The sequence below is a fragment of the Pseudomonas sp. SWRI92 genome (assembly GCF_014268685.1).
Classification (GTDB): domain Bacteria; phylum Pseudomonadota; class Gammaproteobacteria; order Pseudomonadales; family Pseudomonadaceae; genus Aquipseudomonas; species Aquipseudomonas marvdashtae.
Genome location: NZ_JABWQY010000024.1, coordinates 1 through 22,136, shown reverse-complemented (window position 1 = coordinate 22,136; position 22,136 = coordinate 1). Strand labels below are relative to the sequence as shown.

The 22,136-nt window shown below is 57.5% G+C and carries 16 protein-coding genes; 7 read left to right on the top strand and 9 right to left on the bottom strand.

What is annotated here, in order from left to right:
• Positions 1-304: 304 nt before the first annotated feature.
• The 3 genes from HU762_RS24995 to HU762_RS24985 are packed head-to-tail and all read left to right on the top strand — an operon-like array spanning position 305 to position 6,878.
• Positions 305-2,281: an N-6 DNA methylase gene (locus HU762_RS24995; RefSeq protein WP_186641427.1), complete on the top strand. Its 1,977-nt coding sequence runs from the start codon at positions 305-307 to the stop codon at positions 2,279-2,281.
• Positions 2,278-3,678: a restriction endonuclease subunit S gene (locus HU762_RS24990; RefSeq protein WP_186641425.1), complete on the top strand. Its 1,401-nt coding sequence runs from the start codon at positions 2,278-2,280 to the stop codon at positions 3,676-3,678. Before HU762_RS24995 ends, HU762_RS24990 begins: the two co-directional genes overlap by 4 nt.
• Complete coding sequence (locus tag HU762_RS24985; RefSeq protein WP_186641423.1) at positions 3,678-6,878, top strand: DEAD/DEAH box helicase family protein; 3,201 nt, start codon at positions 3,678-3,680, stop codon at positions 6,876-6,878. The genes HU762_RS24990 and HU762_RS24985 overlap by 1 nt, the downstream gene beginning before the upstream one ends.
• Positions 6,879-7,043: 165 nt before the next feature.
• On the opposite strand, the gene HU762_RS24980 is transcribed toward HU762_RS24985, so the two are convergent.
• A complete protein-coding gene (locus HU762_RS24980) occupies positions 7,044-8,159 on the bottom strand; it encodes an endonuclease NucS domain-containing protein (protein ID WP_186641421.1) in 1,116 nt (371 codons plus the stop codon).
• 229 nt (positions 8,160-8,388) lie between these two features.
• Between HU762_RS24980 and HU762_RS24975 the strand changes: the two genes are divergently transcribed.
• From HU762_RS24975 to HU762_RS24965, 3 genes are read left to right on the top strand one after another with little or no spacing between them, the layout of a single operon-like run.
• Entirely contained in the window at positions 8,389-8,970 is a 582-nt protein-coding gene (locus tag HU762_RS24975; protein WP_186641419.1) for a DarT ssDNA thymidine ADP-ribosyltransferase family protein, read from the top strand.
• The gene (locus HU762_RS24970; RefSeq protein ID WP_186641417.1) at positions 8,967-9,611 is read left to right on the top strand and encodes a DUF4433 domain-containing protein; all 645 of its coding nucleotides are present in this window, start codon (positions 8,967-8,969) and stop codon (positions 9,609-9,611) included. Before HU762_RS24975 ends, HU762_RS24970 begins: the two co-directional genes overlap by 4 nt.
• On the top strand, positions 9,608-10,696 hold the full coding sequence (locus HU762_RS24965) for a macro domain-containing protein (protein WP_186641415.1): 1,089 nt from the start codon (positions 9,608-9,610) through the stop codon (positions 10,694-10,696). The genes HU762_RS24970 and HU762_RS24965 overlap by 4 nt, the downstream gene beginning before the upstream one ends.
• A gap of 190 nt (positions 10,697-10,886) precedes the next feature.
• On the opposite strand, the gene HU762_RS24960 is transcribed toward HU762_RS24965, so the two are convergent.
• The 8 genes from HU762_RS24960 to HU762_RS24925 all read right to left on the bottom strand — a co-directional run bounded on the left by HU762_RS24960 (position 10,887) and on the right by HU762_RS24925 (position 20,331).
• The gene (locus tag HU762_RS24960) at positions 10,887-11,246 is read right to left on the bottom strand and encodes a DUF6124 family protein (protein ID WP_186641413.1); all 360 of its coding nucleotides are present in this window, start codon (positions 11,244-11,246) and stop codon (positions 10,887-10,889) included.
• A gap of 756 nt (positions 11,247-12,002) precedes the next feature.
• A complete protein-coding gene (locus HU762_RS24955; RefSeq protein ID WP_186641411.1) occupies positions 12,003-13,415 on the bottom strand; it encodes an aldehyde dehydrogenase family protein in 1,413 nt (470 codons plus the stop codon).
• Entirely contained in the window at positions 13,412-14,470 is a 1,059-nt protein-coding gene (locus HU762_RS24950) for a homoserine dehydrogenase (protein WP_186641410.1), read from the bottom strand. The genes HU762_RS24955 and HU762_RS24950 overlap by 4 nt, the downstream gene beginning before the upstream one ends.
• Positions 14,471-14,737: 267 nt before the next feature.
• On the bottom strand, positions 14,738-15,175 hold the full coding sequence (locus HU762_RS24945; RefSeq protein WP_186641408.1) for an Lrp/AsnC family transcriptional regulator: 438 nt from the start codon (positions 15,173-15,175) through the stop codon (positions 14,738-14,740).
• An 11-nt stretch (positions 15,176-15,186) separates the two neighbouring features.
• A complete protein-coding gene (gene thrC / locus HU762_RS24940; RefSeq protein WP_186641406.1) occupies positions 15,187-16,551 on the bottom strand; it encodes a threonine synthase in 1,365 nt (454 codons plus the stop codon).
• Positions 16,552-16,570: 19 nt separating this feature from the next.
• Positions 16,571-17,455, bottom strand: a complete 885-nt coding sequence (locus HU762_RS24935; protein ID WP_186641403.1) for a LysR substrate-binding domain-containing protein — start codon at positions 17,453-17,455, stop codon at positions 16,571-16,573.
• A gap of 57 nt (positions 17,456-17,512) precedes the next feature.
• On the bottom strand, positions 17,513-18,943 hold the full coding sequence (locus HU762_RS24930) for an amino acid permease (protein WP_186641401.1): 1,431 nt from the start codon (positions 18,941-18,943) through the stop codon (positions 17,513-17,515).
• A 134-nt stretch (positions 18,944-19,077) separates the two neighbouring features.
• Positions 19,078-20,331, bottom strand: coding sequence for a cystathionine gamma-synthase family protein (locus tag HU762_RS24925; protein ID WP_186641399.1), 1,254 nt, complete (start codon positions 20,329-20,331; stop codon positions 19,078-19,080).
• 233 nt (positions 20,332-20,564) lie between these two features.
• Between HU762_RS24925 and HU762_RS24920 the strand changes: the two genes are divergently transcribed.
• Positions 20,565-22,136, top strand: a 1,572-nt coding sequence (locus HU762_RS24920) for a DUF6531 domain-containing protein (RefSeq protein ID WP_238340437.1), incomplete at its 3' end; no start/stop codon positions are given.

Sequence of the window (22,136 nt, the reverse complement as noted above, 5' to 3'; positions counted from 1 at the left end):
CGACAAGGCAGATCACTTTCTGACCAAGTCCCACAGCCGGCCGCAAGAGCCGGATGTACGTTTTGAAGGCTGGTAAGGTTTGTCAAAAACGAGCTGAATCAGTCAACGAGAAGCCGGCCATAAGCCGGCTTTTTAATGTCTGAGTTTTAATTCCATAACCCTTGCTCCAGCCCAGACTCCCCCCCGTACCCAAGCGATCAACGCCCAGATCCCCCAAGAACCTATCGATCCTGCATCGCCTATGACATGTAGGCAGTCCGGCGGGTTAAACTCCGCTTTTTTGCCTACTCCAAGGAGTTGCTGCGTGAATACGGAAAATCATTCCCAGACGGCCGCCTTTCTCTGGTCGATTGCCGACCTGCTGCGTGGTGATTTCAAGCAATCCCAGTATGGCCGCATCATCCTACCGTTCACTTTATTGCGCCGTATGGAATGTGTGCTGGCACCGACGAAAGACGAAGTGATCAAGCAAACTTTCGCCCAAGAAGGCCGTCCAGATACCGTGCGAGAAATGATCCTGCTGCGTTCCGCAGGCCAGCAATTTTTCAATGCTTCGCCGCTGACGTTAGGAACTCTGTCGGACACCCAGACCGCCGCCGACTTAATGAGTTACGTACAGGCCTTCAGCAAGGACGCCCGCGAGATCTTCGAGCACTTCCACTTCGAAGACTTCGTTCAACAGTTATCCAGCGCCAACCTGCTCTATCAAGTGGTGCAACGATTTGCTGCTACCGATCTGAGTCCCGAGCGCATCAGCAACTTCGGTATGGGCATCATTTTCGAAGAGCTGATCCGCAAATTTGCGGAAAGCTCAAACGAAACTGCCGGGGAGCACTTCACTCCACGCGATATCGTGCATCTGACTACCTCCCTGGTGATTACCAATCAGGATCACAAACTTACGCCCAACAGCATCGTCACGATCTATGACCCGACGGCGGGCACGGGTGGATTTCTGTCTGAGGGTGATGAGTACATCCAATCCATCAGCGAAAAGGTCAGTGTGTCGTTGCACGGCCAGGAGCTCAACCCCGAGTCCTACGCCATCTGCAAAGCGGACATGCTGATCAAAGGCCAGGACGTGGCCAGCATCAAACTCGGCAACACTCTGTCCAACGACCAACTGGCCAACAAACGCTTCGACTTCATGCTCAGCAACCCACCGTTCGGCGTGGAATGGAAGAAGGTGCAGAAGCAGATCACCAACGAGCACAAGGAAAAGGGCTTCGATGGCCGCTTCGGCCCCGGCCTGCCGAGGGTATCCGACGGCTCGCTGCTGTTCCTCCTGCACCTGGTCAGCAAGATGCGTGACCCGCGCGACGGTGGCTCGCGCATCGGCATCATTCTCAATGGCTCGCCGCTCTTTACCGGCGGCGCGGGCTCGGGTGAGTCGGAGATTCGTCGCTACCTGCTACAGAACGACTTAATTGAAGCCATTGTCGCGTTGCCGACGGACATGTTCTACAACACCGGCATCGCCACCTATGTGTGGATACTCAGCAATCGCAAGACCGCTGCGCGCCAAGGCAAAGTGCAGTTGATCGATGGCAGTCAGCACTATGCCAAAATGCGCAAGTCACTGGGCAGCAAGCGCCAGTACATCACTGAGGATCAAATCAATGAACTGGTGCGCCTATATGGCAGCTTCGAGCACACCGCGCAGAGTAAGATCTTCTCCATCGACGCCTTCGGCTATCGCCGCATAACCGTCGAGCGCCCGCTGCGCCTGAACTTCCAGACCAGCGCCGAGCGAATCGGCAACGTGTTGGAAGAAAAGACTCTACAAAAACTTGACAGCACCACCCAACAGCAACTAATAGCCGCCCTGCAAACCATCGACGCCAGCGGGCTGCACCGCAACCGTGAGCAATTCAGCAAGCTGCTGAAAAAAGCTCTTACCGCGCATAACGTTAACCTCGGCGCGCCAGAGCTGAAAGCCCTGCTCAATGCCCTGAGCGAGCGCGACCCCGAGGCGGATATCTGCACCATCAAGGGCCAGCCGGAAGCGGACACCAGCCGACGCGACAACGAGAACGTGCCGTTGGGGGAGTCGGTTTACGACTATTTCCAGCGCGAAGTCATTCCCCATGTACCGGATGCCTGGATAGACGAAAGCAAAACTGATGCTCAGGATGGCGAAGTCGGCATTGTTGGCTTCGAGATTCCCTTTAACCGTCACTTCTACGTTTTCCTGCCGCCGCGTCCGTTGGCCGAAATCGACCAAGACCTGAAAGCCTGCACCGACCGCATCAAGCAGATGATCGAGGGACTGTCTACATGAGTTTTCCAGCTTATCCAGCCTATAAAACCTCTGGCGTGAAATGGCTCGGTGATATCCCTATTGACTGGGTGCTATCAAAGGTTAAATACGACTCCTATGTTAAAGCTCGAGTAGGATGGCATGGCCTTAAGTCTGACGAATTCACTGATGTAGGGCCTTATCTTGTGACGGGGAGTGACTTCAAGAATAGAACCGTCGAGTGGGCTAGCTGTTATCACTGCACAAGCGAACGATTTGAGCAGGATAAATATATACAGCTAGAGGAAGGTGATCTTCTTATCACGAAAGACGGAACCATTGGGAAACTGATTCTTGTCGAAGGCCTTCCTGGGAAAGCCACTTTGAACAGCGGAATATTTGTTATCCGGCCACTCCAGCAAAAATACTCTACACGCTTCTATTTTTGGATTATGCAGTCATCGGTGTTTCATGATTTTATTGGATTAAACAAAACCGGAAGCACTATTATCCATTTGTACCAAGAGACATTTGAAAATCTACCCTATGCTTTGCCCGCTCTTACAGAGCAAACTCACATCGCCCGTTTCCTAGACCATGAAACTACCCGTATAGACGCTCTAATCTTAGAACAGCAGCGCCTGATCGAACTGCTCAAGGAAAAACGCCAAGCCTTAATCTCCCACGCTGTCACCAAAGGCCTCGACTCGACGGTGCCGTTGAAAGACTCCGGGGGAGAGTGGCTGGGCGCAGTGCCGGCGCATTGGGTGGTGATGCAACTGTCTCGCGTCTTAGAAAAAGTTGAGCAAGGTTGGAGTCCCAACGCGTCGAATGAACCGGCAGGTCCTAATGAGTGGGGCGTAATTAAAATTAGCGCTATAAAAAATGGAGTTTTTTTCGACTCAGAAAACAAAGCCCTGCTTGAAGACACACAGCCCGAACCGGCCTTTGAGATAAAAAATGGTGATGTACTTATCACTAGGGCCAACACGCCGAATTTGGTTGGCGACGCCTGCATTGTAAGAAATGACTCAGGTTCACGCCTGATGCTATCTGATTTGGTTTATCGCCTAAGATTGCTGCCTAGCATTGACGCTAGCTTTATTTGTTATTTTCTACTCAGCCACGTTGGCCGGGCCCAGATTAAGAGCGATGCGCGCGGCTCTAGCATGTCGATGGCCAAAATATCTCAAGGCCATATAAAAGCATGGTTATTAGCTCTGCCTACTTACAGCGAGCAAGTTGAAATCTCAAAATTTATTTCGGAAAAGCTTTGTAAGCTTGATGAGTTGATAAGGGTCGGCACTGAATCACATACGCTTTTGGCTGAGCGCCGCTCCGCCTTAATCTCCGCCGCCGTCACCGGCAAAATCGACGTACGCGGCTGGCAGCCACCGGCCTGTTCTCCAACTCCCGAATTAGCACAAGAGGCCGTGTAATGGCGAACAGCAAGGAAGCGCAGTTTCAACAGGACATCATCAACGCCCTGGTCACCCAAGGCTGGCTAGTGGGCATGGCCAGCGGCTACGACCGCCGCACGGCGCTATACACAGAAGATGTGCTGGGCTACTTCAAGGACGCCTGGCCAGAGCGTTGGGACAAGTTCGCCAAGGCCAACCCGAATAACCCGAATGATGTGCTGGTACAAAAGCTGGTACGTGAGCTGGAACAGAGTGGCACCCTGGATGTGCTGCGTCATGGCTTTAAGCTGCCGGCGGTAAAAGTCGAGCTGTGCAGCTTCCAGCCCGACCACGACATGAACCCAGATACCCTCAAGCGCTATGAGTGCAACCGCCTGCGCGTGGTGCCGGAGGTGTCTTACTCCCCTCATGCGCGTGAGACCGGCAGCGGCGGGCAAAGCTACGACCCACGGCTCGATCTGGTGCTATTCGTCAACGGCATCCCCACCGCCACGCTGGAGCTGAAAAGTGAATTCAAGCAGTCGGTGGAAAACGCCAAGCGCCAGTACCGCTACGACCGCCCGGTAAAAGATCCGCTCACACGCAAGCCCGAACCACTACTGACCTTCAAACGCGGTGCGCTAGTGCACTTCGCTGTGGGCCAGAACGAGGTGGCGATGACCACCAAGCTGGCAGGTAAGGACACCTTCTTCCTACCGTTTAACCTCGGCAACGAGGAAGGCGGTGCAGGCAACCCAATGCCTGCCGACGACAGCCAATACGCCACCAGCTATCTGTGGCAACGCCTGTTGCAGCCGGATGCCTGGCTCAAGGTGCTGGGCCGCTTCCTGCATTTGGACAAGAAGACCAGCGAAGGCTTCGACGGCACGCCGGTAACCAAGGAAACAATGATCTTCCCGCGTTATCACCAGTGGGAGGTGGTCAACACACTGATTGATACAACCCGTGCCGAAGGCCCGGGAAAGCGCTACCTGATCCAACACAGCGCCGGCTCAGGCAAGTCCAACTCCATCGCCTGGACGGCGCATCAACTGGCTTCGCTGTACGACGATGCCGGTCAGCGCCTGTTTAACTCGGTGATCGTAGTCACTGACCGAACAGTGCTCGATAGCCAGCTGCAGAACACCATCTACCAGTTCGAGCATGCCCAGGGTGTAGTTAAACCAATCAGTCGCGATATCGGCAACCAGAGCAAATCCGAACAATTGGCTGAGGCGCTTGCCGAACAGACGCGCATCATCATTGTCACCATCCAGACTTTTCCTGCACTGTTCGATGCGTTAGACAAGTATCCCAAGCTGGCTAGCGGGCGCTACGCGGTAATCGCCGACGAGGCGCACTCTTCGCAGACCGGCTCCTCAGCTAGCAAGCTGAAGCAGATACTCGGTAGCGATGCACTAGACGCCGAGGAAATCAGCGCCGAAGAATTGTTGGACGCCGCCGTACAAGCGCGCCAACCGAACGAGCGCATCAGCTACTACGCTTTCACTGCGACGCCCAAACCCAAGACCCTGGAGCTGTTCGGTCGTCCGGCTGATCCTACGCTGCCGGCCAGTTCCAGTAATAGGCCGGAACCTTTCCACCTTTACTCCATGCGCCAGGCTATCGAGGAAGGTTTCATTCTCGACGTGCTGCGCAATTACACCACCTACAGCACCGCCTGGAAGATTGCCCACCCAGATGGCGAAGACGACGAGGTGGAGAGCAAGAAGGCGCGTATCAAGCTAGCTCGCTGGGTGCGCCTGCATCCATACAACATTAGTCAAAAGGTTGAAGTGATCGTCGAGCACTTCCGCGCCAATATCCGCAATTTGCTCAATGGCCAAGCCAAGGCCATGGTGGTGACCAGCAGCCGCCAGGAAGCGGTGCGTTACCAGTTAGCGGTGAGAGCTTATGTAAAGCAGATGGGCTACAACGACGTCCACCCGCTGGTGGCATTCTCTGGCAGCGTGCTACCCGATGAGGCGATCCCTGAAGAAGTGACGGAAAGCAGCAGCCTGCTCAACCCTGGCCTAAATGGCCGCGACCTGGCACTGGCGTTCGATGCCCCAGACTTCAATGTGATGATCGCGGCCAACAAGTATCAAACTGGATTCGATCAGCCCAAGCTGTGTGCCATGTACGTGGACAAGAAGCTACAAGGCGTGGACTGTGTGCAGACCCTGTCGCGGCTGAACCGCACTTTCGGCGACAGCAAGGAAACTTTCATCCTCGACTTCTTCAACGAGCCACAGGATATTCTCGACGCCTTCTTGCCGTACTACACCAAAGCCGAGCTGAGCGATATAACCGACCCACAAATCATCTATGACCTTCAGAAGAAGCTGGATGCCGAGGGAATCTACTACTGGCAGGAGGTCGAGGCGTTCGCCATGGCCTTCTTCGACCCCAAGGCTGCGGCCAGTAAGCTCAGCTATTACTGCGCGCCCGCCAAGGAGCGCTTTGCCAAGCGCTACGCCATGTCGTTGGAGTCGCGCCAGCAGGCGCTAGACTTCAAACGTACGGCCGAAGCTAACGGCGATAATAACGGACTGAAAAAAGCTGAGTTCGCGCTGAAAGACGCTGGTGAACAAATAGATCAACTCGACCTGTTCCGAAAAAATCTACAGAGCTTCGTGCGTCTATACGAATTCCTCTCGCAGATTGTGGCTTACGAGGACCGCGAACTGGAGCAGCTTTGTGTATATGCCAAGCATTTGCACCCACTGCTGCGTTTGGATCGCCTGCAACAAGACGACGTGGACGTGGGCGAGCTGCAACTGACCCATTACCGACTGAGCAAACGTGCCGAGCATCAACTGCACCTGAGCGAGGAACAAGGTAAGTACCAGTTAAAGCCTGGCAGCGATGTGGGCAGCGGTAAACCTCATGACCCGGAGAAAAAACGCTTATCGGAAATCATTGAGGCCCTCAACGAGATATTTGGCGCCGAAGTGAGTGACGACGACCAGTTGCAATTCCTTGCCGGCATCGCTCAACGCATCAGTCGTCAGGAAGATGTGATGGCGCAGGTAAATAACCACTCGATCGAACAAGTGATGCACGGCCTGTTTCCGAAGCGAGTGCTGAACACCGTACTGGACGCCATGACCGACCACGAAAAATTGTCGTTGGAAGTGTTGGACAACGAAACCAAAAGCCGGGCATTCGCCCTGGTGATTCTAAAGATGCTGAAGACGACGGCTGGCTTCGATGAGGATCCGCGGCACGGTGCCTGATGGCGCATTCATCGGAAAAACTCAATTACTAAAACGACGGGGATTTTGCGGTGCAGAAAAGCTCTGCTGCACCACTCCCCCCGGGCGACACAATGGCTTACGCTTTGACGATGCGGCCCATTTTCAGCGCGATCCCATCCCCCAACCCTGCGAATATAGACGCCGCTACCGCTTGCTCACATCCTCGGCAACAGCCACTTCGTCGTAATGCGGAAATCGTTGCTTCAGTCGCTCAATCGTCCACCGCCATTTGGGCGTAGTGGGACGACAAATCGTATTCTGGTTTCCAAACATTCCGACCTCCCGCACAGCCTGACTTACAGGCACGCTCTGCAGCCATTGAATCGGAACAAAGTAGTCGCAGCGGTCCGGATCGTCGGCAAACTCAGCGTGATAGGTGGCGCGTTTCGCAACCTCCAGTACCGGCCGCTCTTCGCCATCCTGCATGACTGTGAACTCATTTGCAGGCGTGGACGTTCCCAAAACACGCCCAACACCGACATAACCTTGCTGGGGAATATTTACCCAGACCCGATCTCCCGGAGAGAGGAGTTGCAAGGTCTTGCTGTACCACGCACCTCCGCCACCAGAAATGAAACCGAATTCCACGGCATCAGCCCATGAGCGCGAGACGGAGTCGCCGAACGAACAGTAAAACTCTCCATTCCAAGGCTCGCCGTGCCCTTCACTTGTCGATACGGCGTTCACCTGAGTCTGAACAGGATCGAGTAACCAGGAGCGACTCAGCAACTGCTGATCACCTACCTGGAAAACTTGGAAGCAAAGCACGTTGATCGGAATATCTCGCTTGCTGAGGTATTCAACGATTCGTTCGCTGCTGGCGTCCAACTCTGTGGCGACGATGATCAGTTGATGGCTTTTATTCAGATCATCATCGTCAAGCACACGACCAAAGCGCGCGAGAAAATCTGCATACAAGCTGCTCCCAGGTCGGAACCGTTGATAGATCGCCGCGATTTCGTTCTCACGCAAACTTTCAACCCAAACGGCATAGTCGAGGGCCTGAGCAACGACTTCACGGGGTGTGCGATCTCTTTTGAGTTCAATCAGAACCAGACTTCCATCAGGTGCAATGGCCAGCAGGTCAATGCGGCCGCCCATTCCGGTGGATTCTTGCCTGCCTACCAGCATCCACTCCTCAGAGAGAATGCTGGGCGAGCTGATGATCATTTCTTCCAGCAACTGCTCGCTGGCCAATCGGCTTTGGCGAAGCTTGTTCGGTACAAGGCCGACGGTCCAGACGTCCGTTTTGATAGGCAAGTTTTGAGTCCTTTGGGATTTGCGTAACCGAGCGATGAAGGGTGATTGCTACCTTGATGACCGGTCAAGACAAGGGACCGAGCCGCCCCCGAATAATGGCACAACAGAATCACAAAAAATGCTTTACTAATTTCTACAGGGGAACGCGCCATTTGCTAGATCGAACAATAATGAGGGGCTGAAGCCTGCTCAGATGCTCAGATTAGATACATAGGTCAAGGAGACCAGCATGTCAGAAGTCAAAAATATCAAGGATCAAAAGCTTCTGTACCACCTTACCTCGGCTGAAAACCTCGACGGGATATTTAGGGAAGGCCTGAAACCTCGAGCTGCTCTCACCACCTTTATTGACGTAGCCGACAGCGAGATTCTGAAAAAACGCCAAGCCCTTGAGCTTGATCGCTATGTGCCCTTCCACTGGTTTGCTGCAAATCCATTTGACGGGAGTGTGCAGTTCAACAGACCGAAAACAACATTTGTACTGATCTCGGTTTACCGATCACATGCCCAAAAAAATGGTTGGAAAGTCATTCCTCGCCACCCGCTGGCAAACGATGAGATTCAGCTACTTGAGTACGACCAGGGCTTCGAAGCCATCAACTGGGAGGTCATGAGCACCCGAGACTACCAGGACCACGACTGCAAGAGCATTTGCATGGCTGAATGCCTCTCTCCCGGCATCGTCGCTCCGAATGACTTTTCTACACTTTTTGTTCCGAATTCTGACGTCGAGGCGCTTTGCACGGAAAAAATGCGGGGGGCCGGTGTTAATGTACGCCTCACCGTGAATCCCGGAATGTTTCGTAAATGATCTACAGCAGACTGAATCCAGAGAAGGCTCTGATTTGGCGTATCGTCCATCGGGATAACCTGCCTTGGATTCTGGATAACGGTCTGCACTGTGCAAATTCGAACGTTCAGTCACCGCAGTACGTAAACATCGGCAACGTTGACTTGATCGACAAACGCCGAGCTCGGCACGTCCCCATAGCTCCGGGAGGGGTATTAGCCGACTACGTGCCCTTCTATTTCACGCCCTTCTCTGTGATGATGAAAAATATCCACTCGGGGCGGAGTGTTCAGCAGCGCAGCAATGACGAGATCGTGATTCTGGTCTCTAGCCTGTATCGCATTGAGCAGATGGGCCTTCCGTTTGTCTACACGACTGCCCATGCCTACCCTGATTGGACAGACTATTACAGCGACTTGGCGAATCTCGGCCAGATCGATTGGTCTATCATTCAACGACGCGACTTCAAACGCGATCCTGACGACCCTCAGAAGATGGAGCGGTATCAGGCCGAAGCGCTGATCCACAGTCATCTACCCATTACAGGACTCCTTGGCATCATGTGCTACACCGATGCAGTGAAAAAACGCATAGAACGGGACGTAGCCGATCGTGGCTTGACGTTGGCTGTTCATGCGCGTCCGGGATGGTATTTCCAATGATCCGTTTCACCCAAGGCAACCTTCTGGAAGCCAAAACCGAAGCCCTGGTCAACACGGTGAATACCGTGGGCGTGATGGGTAAAGGTATCGCGCTGATGTTCAAAGAGCGCTTCACGGAGAATTACCGTCTGTACTTGGCGGCCTGCAAGGCTGGCGAAGTGGAGACGGGCAAGGTTCACGTGACGGCGGTCAGCGAACTGGAGGGGCCACGCTGGATTGTGAACTTCCCGACCAAACGTCACTGGCGCTCACCTTCGCAGATGGCGTGGATAACCGAAGGTCTGCACGACCTACGTCGCTTTCTGATCGAAAACGATGTGAAGTCCGTGGCGGTTCCACCGTTAGGCGCTGGCAACGGTGGTTTGAAGTGGCCCGAGGTTCGCGAGCAGATTGTTGAAGTCTTGAGTGATCTGGATGTCGATGTGCTGGTGTTCGAGCCGTCCAACCAGTATTTGAACGTTGCTAAGCGTAACGGTGTGGAGAAGCTCACGCCTGCTCGTGCACTGATTGCTGAGTTGGTTCGTCGTTACTGGGTTCTGGGTATGGAATGCAGCCTGCTTGAGATTCAGAAGCTGGCCTGGTTCCTCGAGCGCGCCATCGAAAAGCTGCCAAACACCGAAAACCCTCTGAATCTTCAGTTCGTCGCTCATAAGTACGGGCCGTATGCCAACCGGTTGGAGCATCTGCTCAATAACCTGGACGGCAGCTATCTGCATTGTGACAAGCGCATCAGTGATGCGGGTATTAGTGACGTGATCTGGTTTGACGAAGGGCGCAAAACATTCTTGCAGACCTATATTCAAACAGAGGCCAAGGAGTACACCCAGGCCTTGGAGCGCACCGCCGAATTGATCGATGGTTTTGAGTCGCCTTTCGGTATGGAGTTGTTGGCTACGGTCGACTGGTTGCTGAGCCAGGAAGGTATTTCCCCAACTGTTCCTGCCGTTCGCGAGGCATTGAAGCTCTGGGATGGCGGCGCTGGTGCTGCGGCTCGTAAAAGCAAGTTGTTCGATGATCAGGCGCTTGATATCGCACTGAAGCGGCTTACTTCCAGTAGTTTCAGGCCGGAGGTTGCGACCTGTTAGGGGTAACGCGTGACTGGACAATTATCCAACAGGTTGTTGGACAATCTCAGCGTTCATCCTCACGATGACGTTCCGCAATTGTGCAAGTACCTCTTGCACAATTAGAGCTCATCGTTTCGGGGACTCTCGAATACAAAAAGGTCTTGCCGAGCAAGACCTTTTTTCATACCTGGGGTAAGCGCGGCCCCTTCTACCTCACCTCAACAATATCCAAAGCCCGATTCGCCAGCAGCTCACTCACCTCAATCACCTGCAAGATCCCCAACGCAAAATGCCGTCGTGAGCCCTCAAGCCCAAACGCCAAATCACTGATCATGGCATTAGCCGAAGCCAGGTTCTCACTGAGATTGGCCAGCAGACACTCCGGATCAACATCAGGCGCAATACGGAAAATAGTGTTGGGCTTGTCAGACGTTTCTTCCTTCGGCTTAGGCTTCAGGTAGTAATCCAACGCCCGGTTGGCAGCGTCATCAAGCTTATTGTTACGAGCAGACTGAGCGCGAGACACATGCTCATCTGCAGTCGGAGGGTTCGGTGTAATTTTGACCATAGCCTTAACTCTCTTTGGTGAGGCCACAACCCTCTCGCTGCTAAACGAGTGGGTGGCAGCTGTACGCGGGTTAGCAGACCGACGAGTTAAGAAATCGGCGCGCCCGAGGGCGCCCCACGCACAGCCACCATCAAATGCAGGAATGGGAATACCTGACTGATGAAGCTTGATGCGACTCAACTCGACGGGCTGCTAAACCCGATCACTGATGGGCAGTGACAGGATCAAAGCTACCGACGCGGCCAAGGACGCACAAGCCGGCGGATTCTGGCGTAGTTGTAGGCAATGGCGCAAGGCGATGTCGGTCGTGGCTGGTCTCGTGGCGTCACGATAAACAACTGGCTGAAATGTTGCGAATACACCGCTATCGCGAGCAGGCTCGCACACAGGGGGGATGTGTGGAATGCCTGTTATGGCGGTGGGTCAGTTGTTTTGATGTGGCTGGTGTTGCGCTATTGCGAACAAGGCTTGCCCGCGATGGCTGCGCCGCGGTGTAACAACTGAACCGCGTTATCGTTCATCGCGGGCAAGCCTTGCTCCCACAAGGGTTTGACTTGGTCGCGAGGTCGGGTTTACTGGCCTTTTCGTGAACAAGCCCGCTTCACAGAGGGCTGACATAACGTGTCGCTGTTTTTTGATTTCTGCGACACGTTCCCTCCTCATGTCGCTGCCGGCGACATGAGAAGAGAACGTGTCGTCAAAATTGCGTTTTAGCGACATGACAGGTAAAGCGACTCCTTCGGACTGACTCGCCCCTCACCCCAACGTATTTAAACAAACCACCTTCGGCTGGGTCATTTCCTCATACGCAAACCGCACCCCTTCCCTGCCCAAACTGCCGTATTTCGACCCGCCAAACGGCATCGCATCGAACCGGAAATCCGACGAGTCATTGATTATCACACCCCCCGCCTCGATCCGCCGCGCAGCGCTCATCGCCGTAGACAAATCATTGGTGAAAATCCCCGCATGCAACGCGTACTCAGGCTCGTTAGCCAACGCAATCGCCTCATCAAACGTCTCGAACACCTGCAACACCACCACCGGCGCAAACGCTTCGTTGCACCAAATCCGGCTGGAGTGATCGACATTTTCCAGCACCGTAGCCGCATAGCAATTGCCCTGACGCCGATGGCCGCAGAGTAACGTGGCGCCTTGTTGCAGGGCTTCGTTGACCACTTGCTCAGCGTTCTGCGCAGCTTGTTGGGTGATCATCGGCCCGATGTCGGTGTTGCCGAGCAGTGGGTTGCCGACCACCAACGCTTGGGCCTGGTTGACGAAGCGTTCGCGGAAAGCTTCGTAGATCGGTGCATGAATGAGCAGCCGTTGGGTGCCGATGCAGTTTTGCCCAGCAGCCCAGAAAGCGCCGGAGACGCAGCTTTCGACGGCGGCGTCGAGGTTGCAGTCGCCCATGACGATGACGGGGGCGTTGCCGCCGAGGTCCATGGCGAGTTTTTTCAGGCCGGCGGTGCGGGCGATTTGTTCGCCGGTGACGAAGCCGCCAGTGAAGGAGATCATGCGCACGTCGCGGGCGGCGACCAAGGCTTTGCCGAGTTCGGCGCCGCCGGTGGCGACGGTGACTACGGTTTCGGGGAGGCCGGCGGCGACGAGGTAGGAGACGAGTTTGAGGGCTGACAACGGCGCCAGTTCGGACGGTTTGAGGATGACCGCGTTGCCGCCGGCGATGGCGGGGCCGAGTTTGTGGGCGACCAGGTTGAGCGGGTCGTTGTAGGGGGTGATGGCGACGATCAGGCCGAGGGGTTCGCGGGTGAACCAGCCCTGGCGCGACTCGGCGCCTTCGTAGGCGTCGAACGGGACGATTTCGCCGGCGTTGCGCTTGGCTTCTTCGGCGGAGAGTTTGAGGGTGTTGACGCAGCGTTTGACTTCTTTTTCCGCCTGTTTGAGGGTCTTGCCGGCTTCGTCGACGATCAGCCGGGCGAAGGCTTTGGCGTCGCGTTCGATGTTGAGGGCGGCGTGTTCGAGGATGCTTGCGCGGCGATGGCGCGGCAGTGCGGCGCAGGCTTTTGCGCCGCTGCGTCCGGTCTCGAGCAGGTGTGGGACTTCTGAGGCACAGACGTCGGCGACGGTGCCGACGACGCTGCCGTCAAACGGGTTGAGGACTTCGATGTGCGGCTCGACGACCGCCAGGGCCAGGCGCGATACGTTCACTGGTTGTGCTCCTGTTTGCGGGTTGCCGATTGGTGGATGTGGATGATGTCCGACAGCAGTGCGAAGGCGGTTTCGGTGCGGCCTGCGCCCGGACCGGAGACGGTGACGGCGCCGAGCAGTTCGCTGGTGAAGGAGACGGCGTTGGTGGCGCCGCTGATGCTCGCCAGGGGGTGGTCGTTGCTGAGCAGGCGCGGTTCGACGCTGGCGCTGATGGAGCCGTCGGCCTGGCGGGTGGCGGCGCCGATGAGTTTCCAGCGGGCGTTGTCGTGGCGGGCTTTTTCGATGTCGTCGAGGCTGAGGGAGGCGATGCCGCTGCAGGTGACGTCGTTGATGGTGAGTTTGGCATCGAGCAGTTCGTTGGCGAGGATCACCACTTTCAGGCGCACGTCATGGCCTGCGACGTCTGCCGTTGGGTCGGCTTCGGCGTAGCCCAGGGCTTGGGCCTGGCTGACGGCTTCGGCGAACCCGAGGCCGCCTTCCATACAGGTGAGGACGAAGTTGGAGGTGCCGTTGAGGATGCCTTCGAAGCCGGTGATGACGCTGCCGGCCAGGGATTGTTTGGCGAGGCGGATGACGGGGGTGCCGCTCATCACCGAGCCTTCGTATTCGAAGGCGACGTTGTTGCGTTGGGCCAGGGCCTTGAGTTCGGCGCCGTGCAGGGCGATGGGGCCTTTGTTGGTGGTGACCACGTGTTTGCCGCGCTCCAGGGCCCAGCGGCAGAACGAGGTGGCGGGCTCGCCATCCACCGGATTGGTGAAGGTGGCTTCGGCGATGATGTCGGCGCCGCAGTCTTTGATCACGGCTTCGTTGAGGGCGTCGACGGTGCCGCCGGGGAGTTGCGCCATGGCGCCTTGGGTGGCGGGCAGTCGGGCGAGCGACGCGGCGTCGAGGCCGTGGCGGTTCATCACCGAACCGAGGAACAGGTCCGTCACGCCGACGATTTTAAGGGTGAAGCCGAGTTCGGTTTTCCACTGTGGATTGCGCTCGGCAATCAGCTGAGCCAAGGCCCGGTTTACACCGCCGAAGCCGACTAGCGCGAGTTTGTATTCAATCATTTTTGTTATGTCCTTGATCCGGGTGATGAGGTTTGTTGGATCAAGATTAGGGGTGTGGGGTGGGCAGTGAAATATGCCAATTTGCTCTATTTTTTGGGCGTTTTGACCAAGGGGTGGGCGAAGTGGTGGGTGTGGATTCAATCGTTCCCACGCTCCGCGTGGGCATGCAGCCCGTGACGCTCTGCGTCACTCTCTCAGAAGCGGAACGCGGAGCGTCCCTGGCGGCATTCCCACGCGGAGCGTGGGAATGATCGGCATCACCGGGCTTCAGACCACCGACGACAACACAAACGACGTCACGGTGTTCTCCACTCCCGGCAGCGCAGAGATGTCTTTCCACACCTTGTGCACCCGCTCCGGGTTCGCAGCAGCCACCCGCAGCATCAAATCAAACTCGCCGCTCATCACATCGCACTGGAGCACTTCGGGCATGGCTTGCAGGGCCTGAAGTACTTCGGCGCCGCGCATGCGGTCGTAGCGGTAGACGAAGATCACCGCGTTGATGTTCGACGACGCTTGCGTGCCCTCCCCGGTGCGTACGGTGTAGCCCTGGATGGCGCCGTCGCGTTCGAGGCGTTCGATGCGTTGGCGAACGGCGTTGCGCGAGAGGTTGACCTTGGCCGCCAGCTCGGCGTGGGCGGCGCGGGCGTTGAGGCGCAGTTCGGCGATGATGCGTTCGTCGAGGGGGTCGAGGATTCGCTTCATGGGGCCTCCGGCTACAGGGTGCCGAGCAGTTGATGGAGAGCGCCGAGGTCGTCCGGCTGGATGCGATGGATCTGCGCCGGGCCATGCGCGGACATCGAACGTTGTTGAGCCGCCACGGGGATCCCCAACTCACCGAGCAACACCGCCGATTTAATAGGCGAGATCTCGCCCAGGGTCACCATCGGCGCCACCAGACTGCGGCGGTACAAACGGGCCGCGAGCACGCCGGTGGCAGTGTGTGGATCGATGACATAACCGGTGTCGCGGTACAACGAAGTGATCTCCTCCAGCGTCTGCTCATCACTGACCGCGTACGAGTCGATGATCATCCGCGCCTGCAACCAGAACTCGTTGGCGATGCTCATTTCGCCACGGGTTTCAAAGGTGTGCATCAGCGCGCTCACGGCTTGGTCATCGTGCCCGTAGAGCTCCCAGAGAAACCGTTCCAGGTTGGAGAAGATCGACAGATCCATGGCCGGCGACAGGGTCTTGCTGGCGCGCAGTCGCGAGTAGTGGTTCTTCAAAAAGAACTGATGCAACGCGTCATTCTGGTTGGTGGCGACGATCATTTGCGTGATCGGCAAACCCATCTTCTGCGCGATGTAGCCGGCATAGACTTCGGCGAAACTCGCCGCCGGCACGCTGAAACCGATGGGCCGTTGACCGCCGCCCAGTTGCAGCACGGCGTGGAAATAAAACACCAGCTGCGCCATGACGCTGACCCAGTTGCTGGAGTTGAAACTGATCGCCTCATGCTGGCGGAACAGTTGCGTGACGAGGGTCTGGCACTCATCGAAACTGCCCTCCACGGCCACTTGATGCACCCGCGGATGGGCCGTCGCTTGCAGGTCTTGAAGCTGGTCTTGTGGTACGCCGGCCTCGGGATAAATCACCACCACGTCGGTCTCGTCGCAGTGCTTGAACGCTTCGATGGCGGCCAGGCCGGTGTCGCCATTGGTGACGCCAATCACCACGGCGCGGCGTCCGCGTTTGCGCAGAAAATATTGCACCAGCCGCGCCTGCAATTGCGCGGCGAAATCCTTCGAGGAACGGGTCGGGCCGTGGAACAATTCCAGCACCCATTCGTTGCGATCGACTTGATGCAAAGGCGCCAGGGAGCGATGGCTGAACTGGCTGCCGGCCTCCTTGAGCAGACGCTTGAAATCATCTTCCGGGATCGCCTCGCCCACGAATGGACGCATCACTCGATAGGCCAGTTCGTCATAGGACAAAGTGGACCAATTGGCGATGTCCTGGGGTTCGAATTGCGGCAATTCGATGGGGACGAACAGGCCGCCGTCCTCGGCGATGGCCGACAGCACGACTTTTTCGAAATCGACCTGCACGGCGGAATTTCGGGTACTCACATAGCGCATGGTCAACTCCGTAAACACTTCATTTGAAACGATGCGCCTGCTCCACCAACCAGGTGGAAAATTTCGCCGCGTCCGGGTGTTGCTCGGCCCCGGAACTGCGCACCAGGTAAAACGATTCGCTGGCTTCGATGCGCTGGGCGAAGGGTTCGACCAGACGCCCGTCCGCCAGCAAGTCACTGACCATCGACGACCGCGCCAAGGCAATCCCCTGCCCCAGCTCGGCCATGCGCAAGGTGCAGACCAGCGTGTCGAACTGCATGCCGGTCGAGGAATCAACCGAGTCCGCGCCGACCCTGTTCAACCAATAACCCCAACCTTCTTCGTAGCCCAGCACGTGCAACAGCGGATGTTTTGCCACGTCCGCCGGCACGTTCAGCGTGGCCATCAGGGCTGGCGAACACACCGGGAACAAGGTGTCCCAGGTCAGGCGCTGCGACACCAGGCCAGGCCATTGGCCGTGGCCCCAGCGAATTTCCATGTCATCCTCACCGTCCAGTTCCTTGACCCAGATGTTGCTGATGTAGCGGATGTCGACCTGCGGATGAGCCTGGCGAAAATCCACCAGTTTCGGCGCCAGCCAATGCACGAAAAACGCCAGGCTGCCGCGCACCTTGATCGGCCGGCGTTTGTGCTGGCCGAAGATCTCGTTGGTGCCCACCGCCAATCGCGTGATCGCGTCCTGGACCACGGGCAGGAAGGCCTGGCCTTCTTCGGTCAGGCCCAGGCCACGGGGCAAACGCTTGAACAGCGCCACGCCCAAGTGACTTTCCAGTTGGCGGATCTGCTGGCTGACCGCACCTTGGGTCAAAAACAATTCGTCGGCGGCGTGGGTGAAGTTCAGGCAGCGGGCGGACACTTCGAACGCCCGTAGCCAGTTCAACGGGGGCAACGTTTTCTGCTTCATGGTCTTACCTCGTTAACCCCCAGGCACCGGGCAGGTTGCCCGTCCCGCCGACGGCGCCTAGAACGCGTCGGACGGTTGTGCCGCAAGGGCGACCGACAAGCGTCGCTGACGGCCTTTGCGGGTAATGTAATACACGAAGTAACACCAGGCGATGAAGGGCAAGCCGAAGTACAGCGCCACCCGCTGTTCTGGGTCGAAGGCAATGCCCACGCACGCCAGGCTGCAGCAGACCAGCGCTCCCAGCGGCACCCACGGATAACCACGGACGCGGAACGTCAGGTCGCGCACATCGCCGCCGTTGGCGACGAAGTGTCGACGGAACGCTATCTGGCTTGCGGCGATGCTCATCCACACCACCACCACGGCCAGGCCGGAAATCGACACCAGCGCCAGGTAGATGGTGTCGGCGGCAAACACGCTGCTGAGCAACGAGGCCGCGCCACCGGCCATGCTGACGATGATCGCATTGAGCGGCGTGCCCATGCGGGTCAGGGACGAGAACTGCTTGGGCAGGTGGCCTTGGTCGCTGAGGGTCCAGAGCATCCGCGAGGCGGCGTACAGACCGGAGTTGGCCGCCGACAGCAAGGCGGTGATAATCACGAAGTTCATGATGTCGGCCGAATACGGAATGCCGATGTAGGTGAAGACGGTGACGAACGGGCTCTCCACCAGACCGGCCTGTTCGCGCGGCAGCAGCGTCGCCAGGACAAAAATGGTCCCGACGAAAAACACCGCCAGGCGCAGCACCGTGGTGCGGATGGCGCGGGGCACGTTGCGTTGCGGGTCCTTGGTTTCGCCGGCGGCGATGCCGATCAGTTCAGTGCCGGAGAAGGCGAAAGACACCGCCAACAGCGTCATCGCAATCGGCATGAAGCCGGTAGGAAAAAGTCCCTCACGAGTGAAGTTACTCAAGCCGATGCTGTGGGCCTGGTCGATGTTCAACAGGCCTAGAATTGCGCCACCGCCGATCAGCAGGAACACCACCACGGTCAGCACTTTGATCAGCGAAAGCCAGAACTCGGTTTCGGCGAACAGCCGCACCGAAATCACGTTGGTCAAAAACACCAAGCCCGCGAACAGTGCGCTCCAGATCCACACCGGTGTGTCGGGAAACCATCGGGTCATGAGGATGCCGGCGGCGGTGAATTCCGAACCGATCGCCACCGTCCACGTCAGCCAATACAGCCACGCCACGGTGTAGCCGGTGCCGGGGCCGAGGAAGCGCGTGGCGTAGGTGCTGAACGAACCGGTTTCCGGCATCTGCACCGCCAGTTCACCCAGGCACATCATCACCATGTAGACCATCAGCGCGCCGATGATATAGGCGATCACCGCGCCCATCGGCCCTGCCTGGTTGACGGTGTAGCCGGAGGTCAGGAACAGCCCGGTGCCGATCACGCCGCCCAAGGCGAGCATGACGATATGGCGCGTCTGCATTTCCTGCTTGAAGCCGGCCCGCGTATTGAGTTGTTGTTCTGTTATGGACATGGTTGTTCTCATGAAATGCCAGGGCGCGCATCTGCGTCTGCGCGAGGAAGACAAGCGCCGCTGAGCTTTTATTATTATTCCTATTCATGAACGCCCCGCTAACGGCCTTGTTGCGGAGTATCAACGTGCAAACTTCAGCTTGCGGTCTCGCTGTGGACTTCATGGAGTTGCGGATCAAGGGTCTTTCTGACGAAGGCGAATGCCTGTTTCAGATCGTCCACCAGATCGTCCGTGTCTTCGATGCCGACCGAGACCCGCACCAGCCCTTCGGATATGCCCAGGGCGAGGCGTTCCTCTAAAGTATTTTCGACGTGACTGGTGGTGCGGGCCGGGCCATAGATGGTTTCCACCGCGCCAAGATTGCCCGCGCAATGGGCAAACCGTAGGCGCGGCAACAGCACCTTGACCGTGTCCATGCCGCCCTTCAGGACAAAGCTGACGATGGCGCCGAAACCGGACATTTGCGCACAGGCCACGGCGTGATTCGGATGGCTCGGCAGGCCGGGATAGTTGACCGATTCCACCAAGGGTTCGGTGCAGAGGTAGTCGGCCAGGGCGCGGGCGCTGGCCTGCTGTTGGCGCATGCGCAGGGCCAGGGTCTTCATGCCACGGATGATCATGTAGGCCGAGAACGGATCGAGTGTCGCGCCGTTGATTTCCCGGTAGTGACGCACCTTGGCCATCAAGGTTTCGCTGCCGCACACCAGGCCGCCGAGCACATCGCCGTGGCCGCTGAGGAATTTGGTCGCGCTGTGGATCACCACGTCCACGCCCAACGCCAGCGGGTTTTGGTTCAGCGGCGTGGCGAAGGTATTGTCCGCCACCACCACCGCGCCGACGCGTTTTGCGGCGGCGACCAGACGGCGGATATCGAGTATTTTCAAGGTCGGGTTGGTCGGCGTTTCCAGGTACAGCACTTGGCAGCCCTTGGCGATCTCACGCTCGATTTCCTCGTGATCAAAGGTCTCGCACAAGGTCACCGCGACGCCGGTACGCGGCAGGAATTCTTCGAAGATTTTATTGGTGCCGCCGTAGCTGTCCTTGGTCGAGACCACGCGATCGCCATTGGCGAGGAAGGTGTAGAGCACGCTGCTGATCGCCGCCATGCCGCTGCTGAACGCCACGGCGGACTCAGCCATTTCCAACTCGCGAATCTTCGCTTCGACGGTCTCGACAGTCGGATTGCTCATGCGGCTATAGATGAAGCCGGGGGCCTTGCCCAGCGCGACGTCGTACCAGACGTCGATGTCGTCGTAACCGTATGCGGCGCTGACCACGATGGGGGTTTGGGTGGCGTTGTAGGGATGCCTGACTTGCTCCCCGCCCCACACCGCCCGGGTGCCCGCTCCTGCGTTGATCAGCCCTGCGCTGTCAGGTTTTTTGTTCATTGTGACTACTCGCACTGAGGGGGCGGACGTTGAGCCATCCGCCGGATCTGTGGGCCAATATAGGGAAAAGCCGTGCCGCCGAGAAACGATGTTATCGGTGCCAAAGGGGCGGTTTTTTTAATGGCTGGATGAATTAGGGATTTGCCCTACACGTACTGTCACCTTCCCTGACTTATTTCTTCAGCCAACCCCGGCACAGTCTCGCGCCCACTTCTGTGTTGCGAGATGTCTGCATGTCCAACTACGACAAAATCCTTGCCCAGGGCAACATCATTGGTTCGCTGGTAATGGCAGCCATGGACTCTGACCAGCCGGATGTCGAGGCGATGTTGCAGGACTTTCGCCACTGCCTGAACGACTACGACAGTTGGGCGGAGCGTTTCTGGACTGGTCGGGCGTTGGACATCGAACAGATGTTCAAGGTGGGCAACGAGGTGTCGCTCGCGCCAGCAAAAAATGGCGGCAAACAGGTCAGCGCCTTAGTGGCGGCCTGCCCGGCCCAAGGCCCGTTGACGCTGGTGCACATGTTCCAGGCCGCGCGTTTCGTGCCGATCGGCGACACGCCGGTGATGCTCGAACCGATCATTGGGGGCGAGCAGGGGAAGGAAGTATTTGGCGAGCCAGTCCGTCACGTTATCGGCCCCAGCGGCATCCTGGAAATCCCCAAGTGCGATCGCGGGCAGCGCTACCGCATCACCTTTTTCCCTGATGTCACGACCGATCATGTGAAGGCTCTGTACGCCTCCTACCACCTCGTGATCGCCGAACTCGAAGGTTGGCTGAAAGCCGAGTGGGACGAGTTTCAACCGCTGTGGAAAGAGTTCTCCGAAAGCGGCTTCGTGAAGCGTTTTAACGTGTTGCAAGAAGCCGAGCAGCGCGGTTTTGAAAGAGCCGTGTATGGACTGTGGGACAACGTCAAACAGATCTTTGATCTGTTGGCGGACCTGCAGGCCAACAGTGAAAAGTTGCTGGAATACCTCACCGAGGTCGAGCTTGAGCAATTGGTGGAAGCTTCATCGCAGGCGATTGCCAAGGCCCTGATGATCTTGAGTGACGAGCCTTTGCTCTTCGTCTACACCGCGGCCTTCACCAGTTGGCTGCAGATGCTGCCGCCGCAGTACGTTGCCGAAGTCATGGGCGAAATGCGCGCCTCGGTGCTGATCAACTTTCTCCTGACGGCCATTACCGGTGGCCTGGGCTTGGGTCTGCGCGTGAGTGGCAAGGCGCTGAACTTGATCCGTTCGGAACGAGCCCGGGAGTGGTTGCAGGCATCCAGCCAACGCCTGGGACAACTCGGCGGCGACAGCCTCGACAAACACGCCGATGTTCTCAAACCACTGGTGGTCAGTGGCCGAGGAACGTCGGTGGGACCGACGCCGGTCACGCCTTTACAGATCACCGCTGGGGATTCCGCGCCGCTGTCGGTCAGCAATCCGGCCCCGGTCGTGCGGGAAAAGTCCAAGGCAGCGACGCAACTGAGCAGGCACGAACACCACGACGACGCCCCCACCCAATCGAAAAACCCCAACGGCGATCCCGCCGACAGCGCCGACCAAACCCGCACCCACGGCTGCCCGGTGTCGATGGTCACCGGCGAAGAACTGCTGACCCTGGAAGACGGCACCCTCGACGGGCGTTTGCCCTTCGTCTTCACCCGCCTTTATCGCACCAGCGCCGCCGACCTGGACATTGGCCTCGGCCGTGGCTGGAGCCATGCCCTGGCCCATCGCCTGTTGATTGAAGGCGAGCAGGTCATCTGGATCGACCAGGAAAACCGCCGCACCACGTTTCCCCGACCGAGCCTG

Coding starts and splice junctions, on each gene's coding strand:
- HU762_RS24970 (WP_186641417.1), top strand. CDS start 8,967: ATGATCTACAGCAGACTGAATCCAGAGAAGGCTCTGATTTGGCGTATC.
- HU762_RS24990 (WP_186641425.1), top strand. CDS start 2,278: ATGAGTTTTCCAGCTTATCCAGCCTATAAAACCTCTGGCGTGAAATGG.
- HU762_RS24965 (WP_186641415.1), top strand. CDS start 9,608: ATGATCCGTTTCACCCAAGGCAACCTTCTGGAAGCCAAAACCGAAGCC.
- thrC (WP_186641406.1), bottom strand. CDS start 16,551: ATGCGCTATGTGAGTACCCGAAATTCCGCCGTGCAGGTCGATTTCGAA.
- HU762_RS24985 (WP_186641423.1), top strand. CDS start 3,678: ATGGCGAACAGCAAGGAAGCGCAGTTTCAACAGGACATCATCAACGCC.
- HU762_RS24925 (WP_186641399.1), bottom strand. CDS start 20,331: ATGAACAAAAAACCTGACAGCGCAGGGCTGATCAACGCAGGAGCGGGC.
- HU762_RS24930 (WP_186641401.1), bottom strand. CDS start 18,943: ATGTCCATAACAGAACAACAACTCAATACGCGGGCCGGCTTCAAGCAG.
- HU762_RS24935 (WP_186641403.1), bottom strand. CDS start 17,455: ATGAAGCAGAAAACGTTGCCCCCGTTGAACTGGCTACGGGCGTTCGAA.
- HU762_RS24945 (WP_186641408.1), bottom strand. CDS start 15,175: ATGAAGCGAATCCTCGACCCCCTCGACGAACGCATCATCGCCGAACTG.
- HU762_RS24960 (WP_186641413.1), bottom strand. CDS start 11,246: ATGGTCAAAATTACACCGAACCCTCCGACTGCAGATGAGCATGTGTCT.
- HU762_RS24975 (WP_186641419.1), top strand. CDS start 8,389: ATGTCAGAAGTCAAAAATATCAAGGATCAAAAGCTTCTGTACCACCTT.
- HU762_RS24950 (WP_186641410.1), bottom strand. CDS start 14,470: ATGATTGAATACAAACTCGCGCTAGTCGGCTTCGGCGGTGTAAACCGG.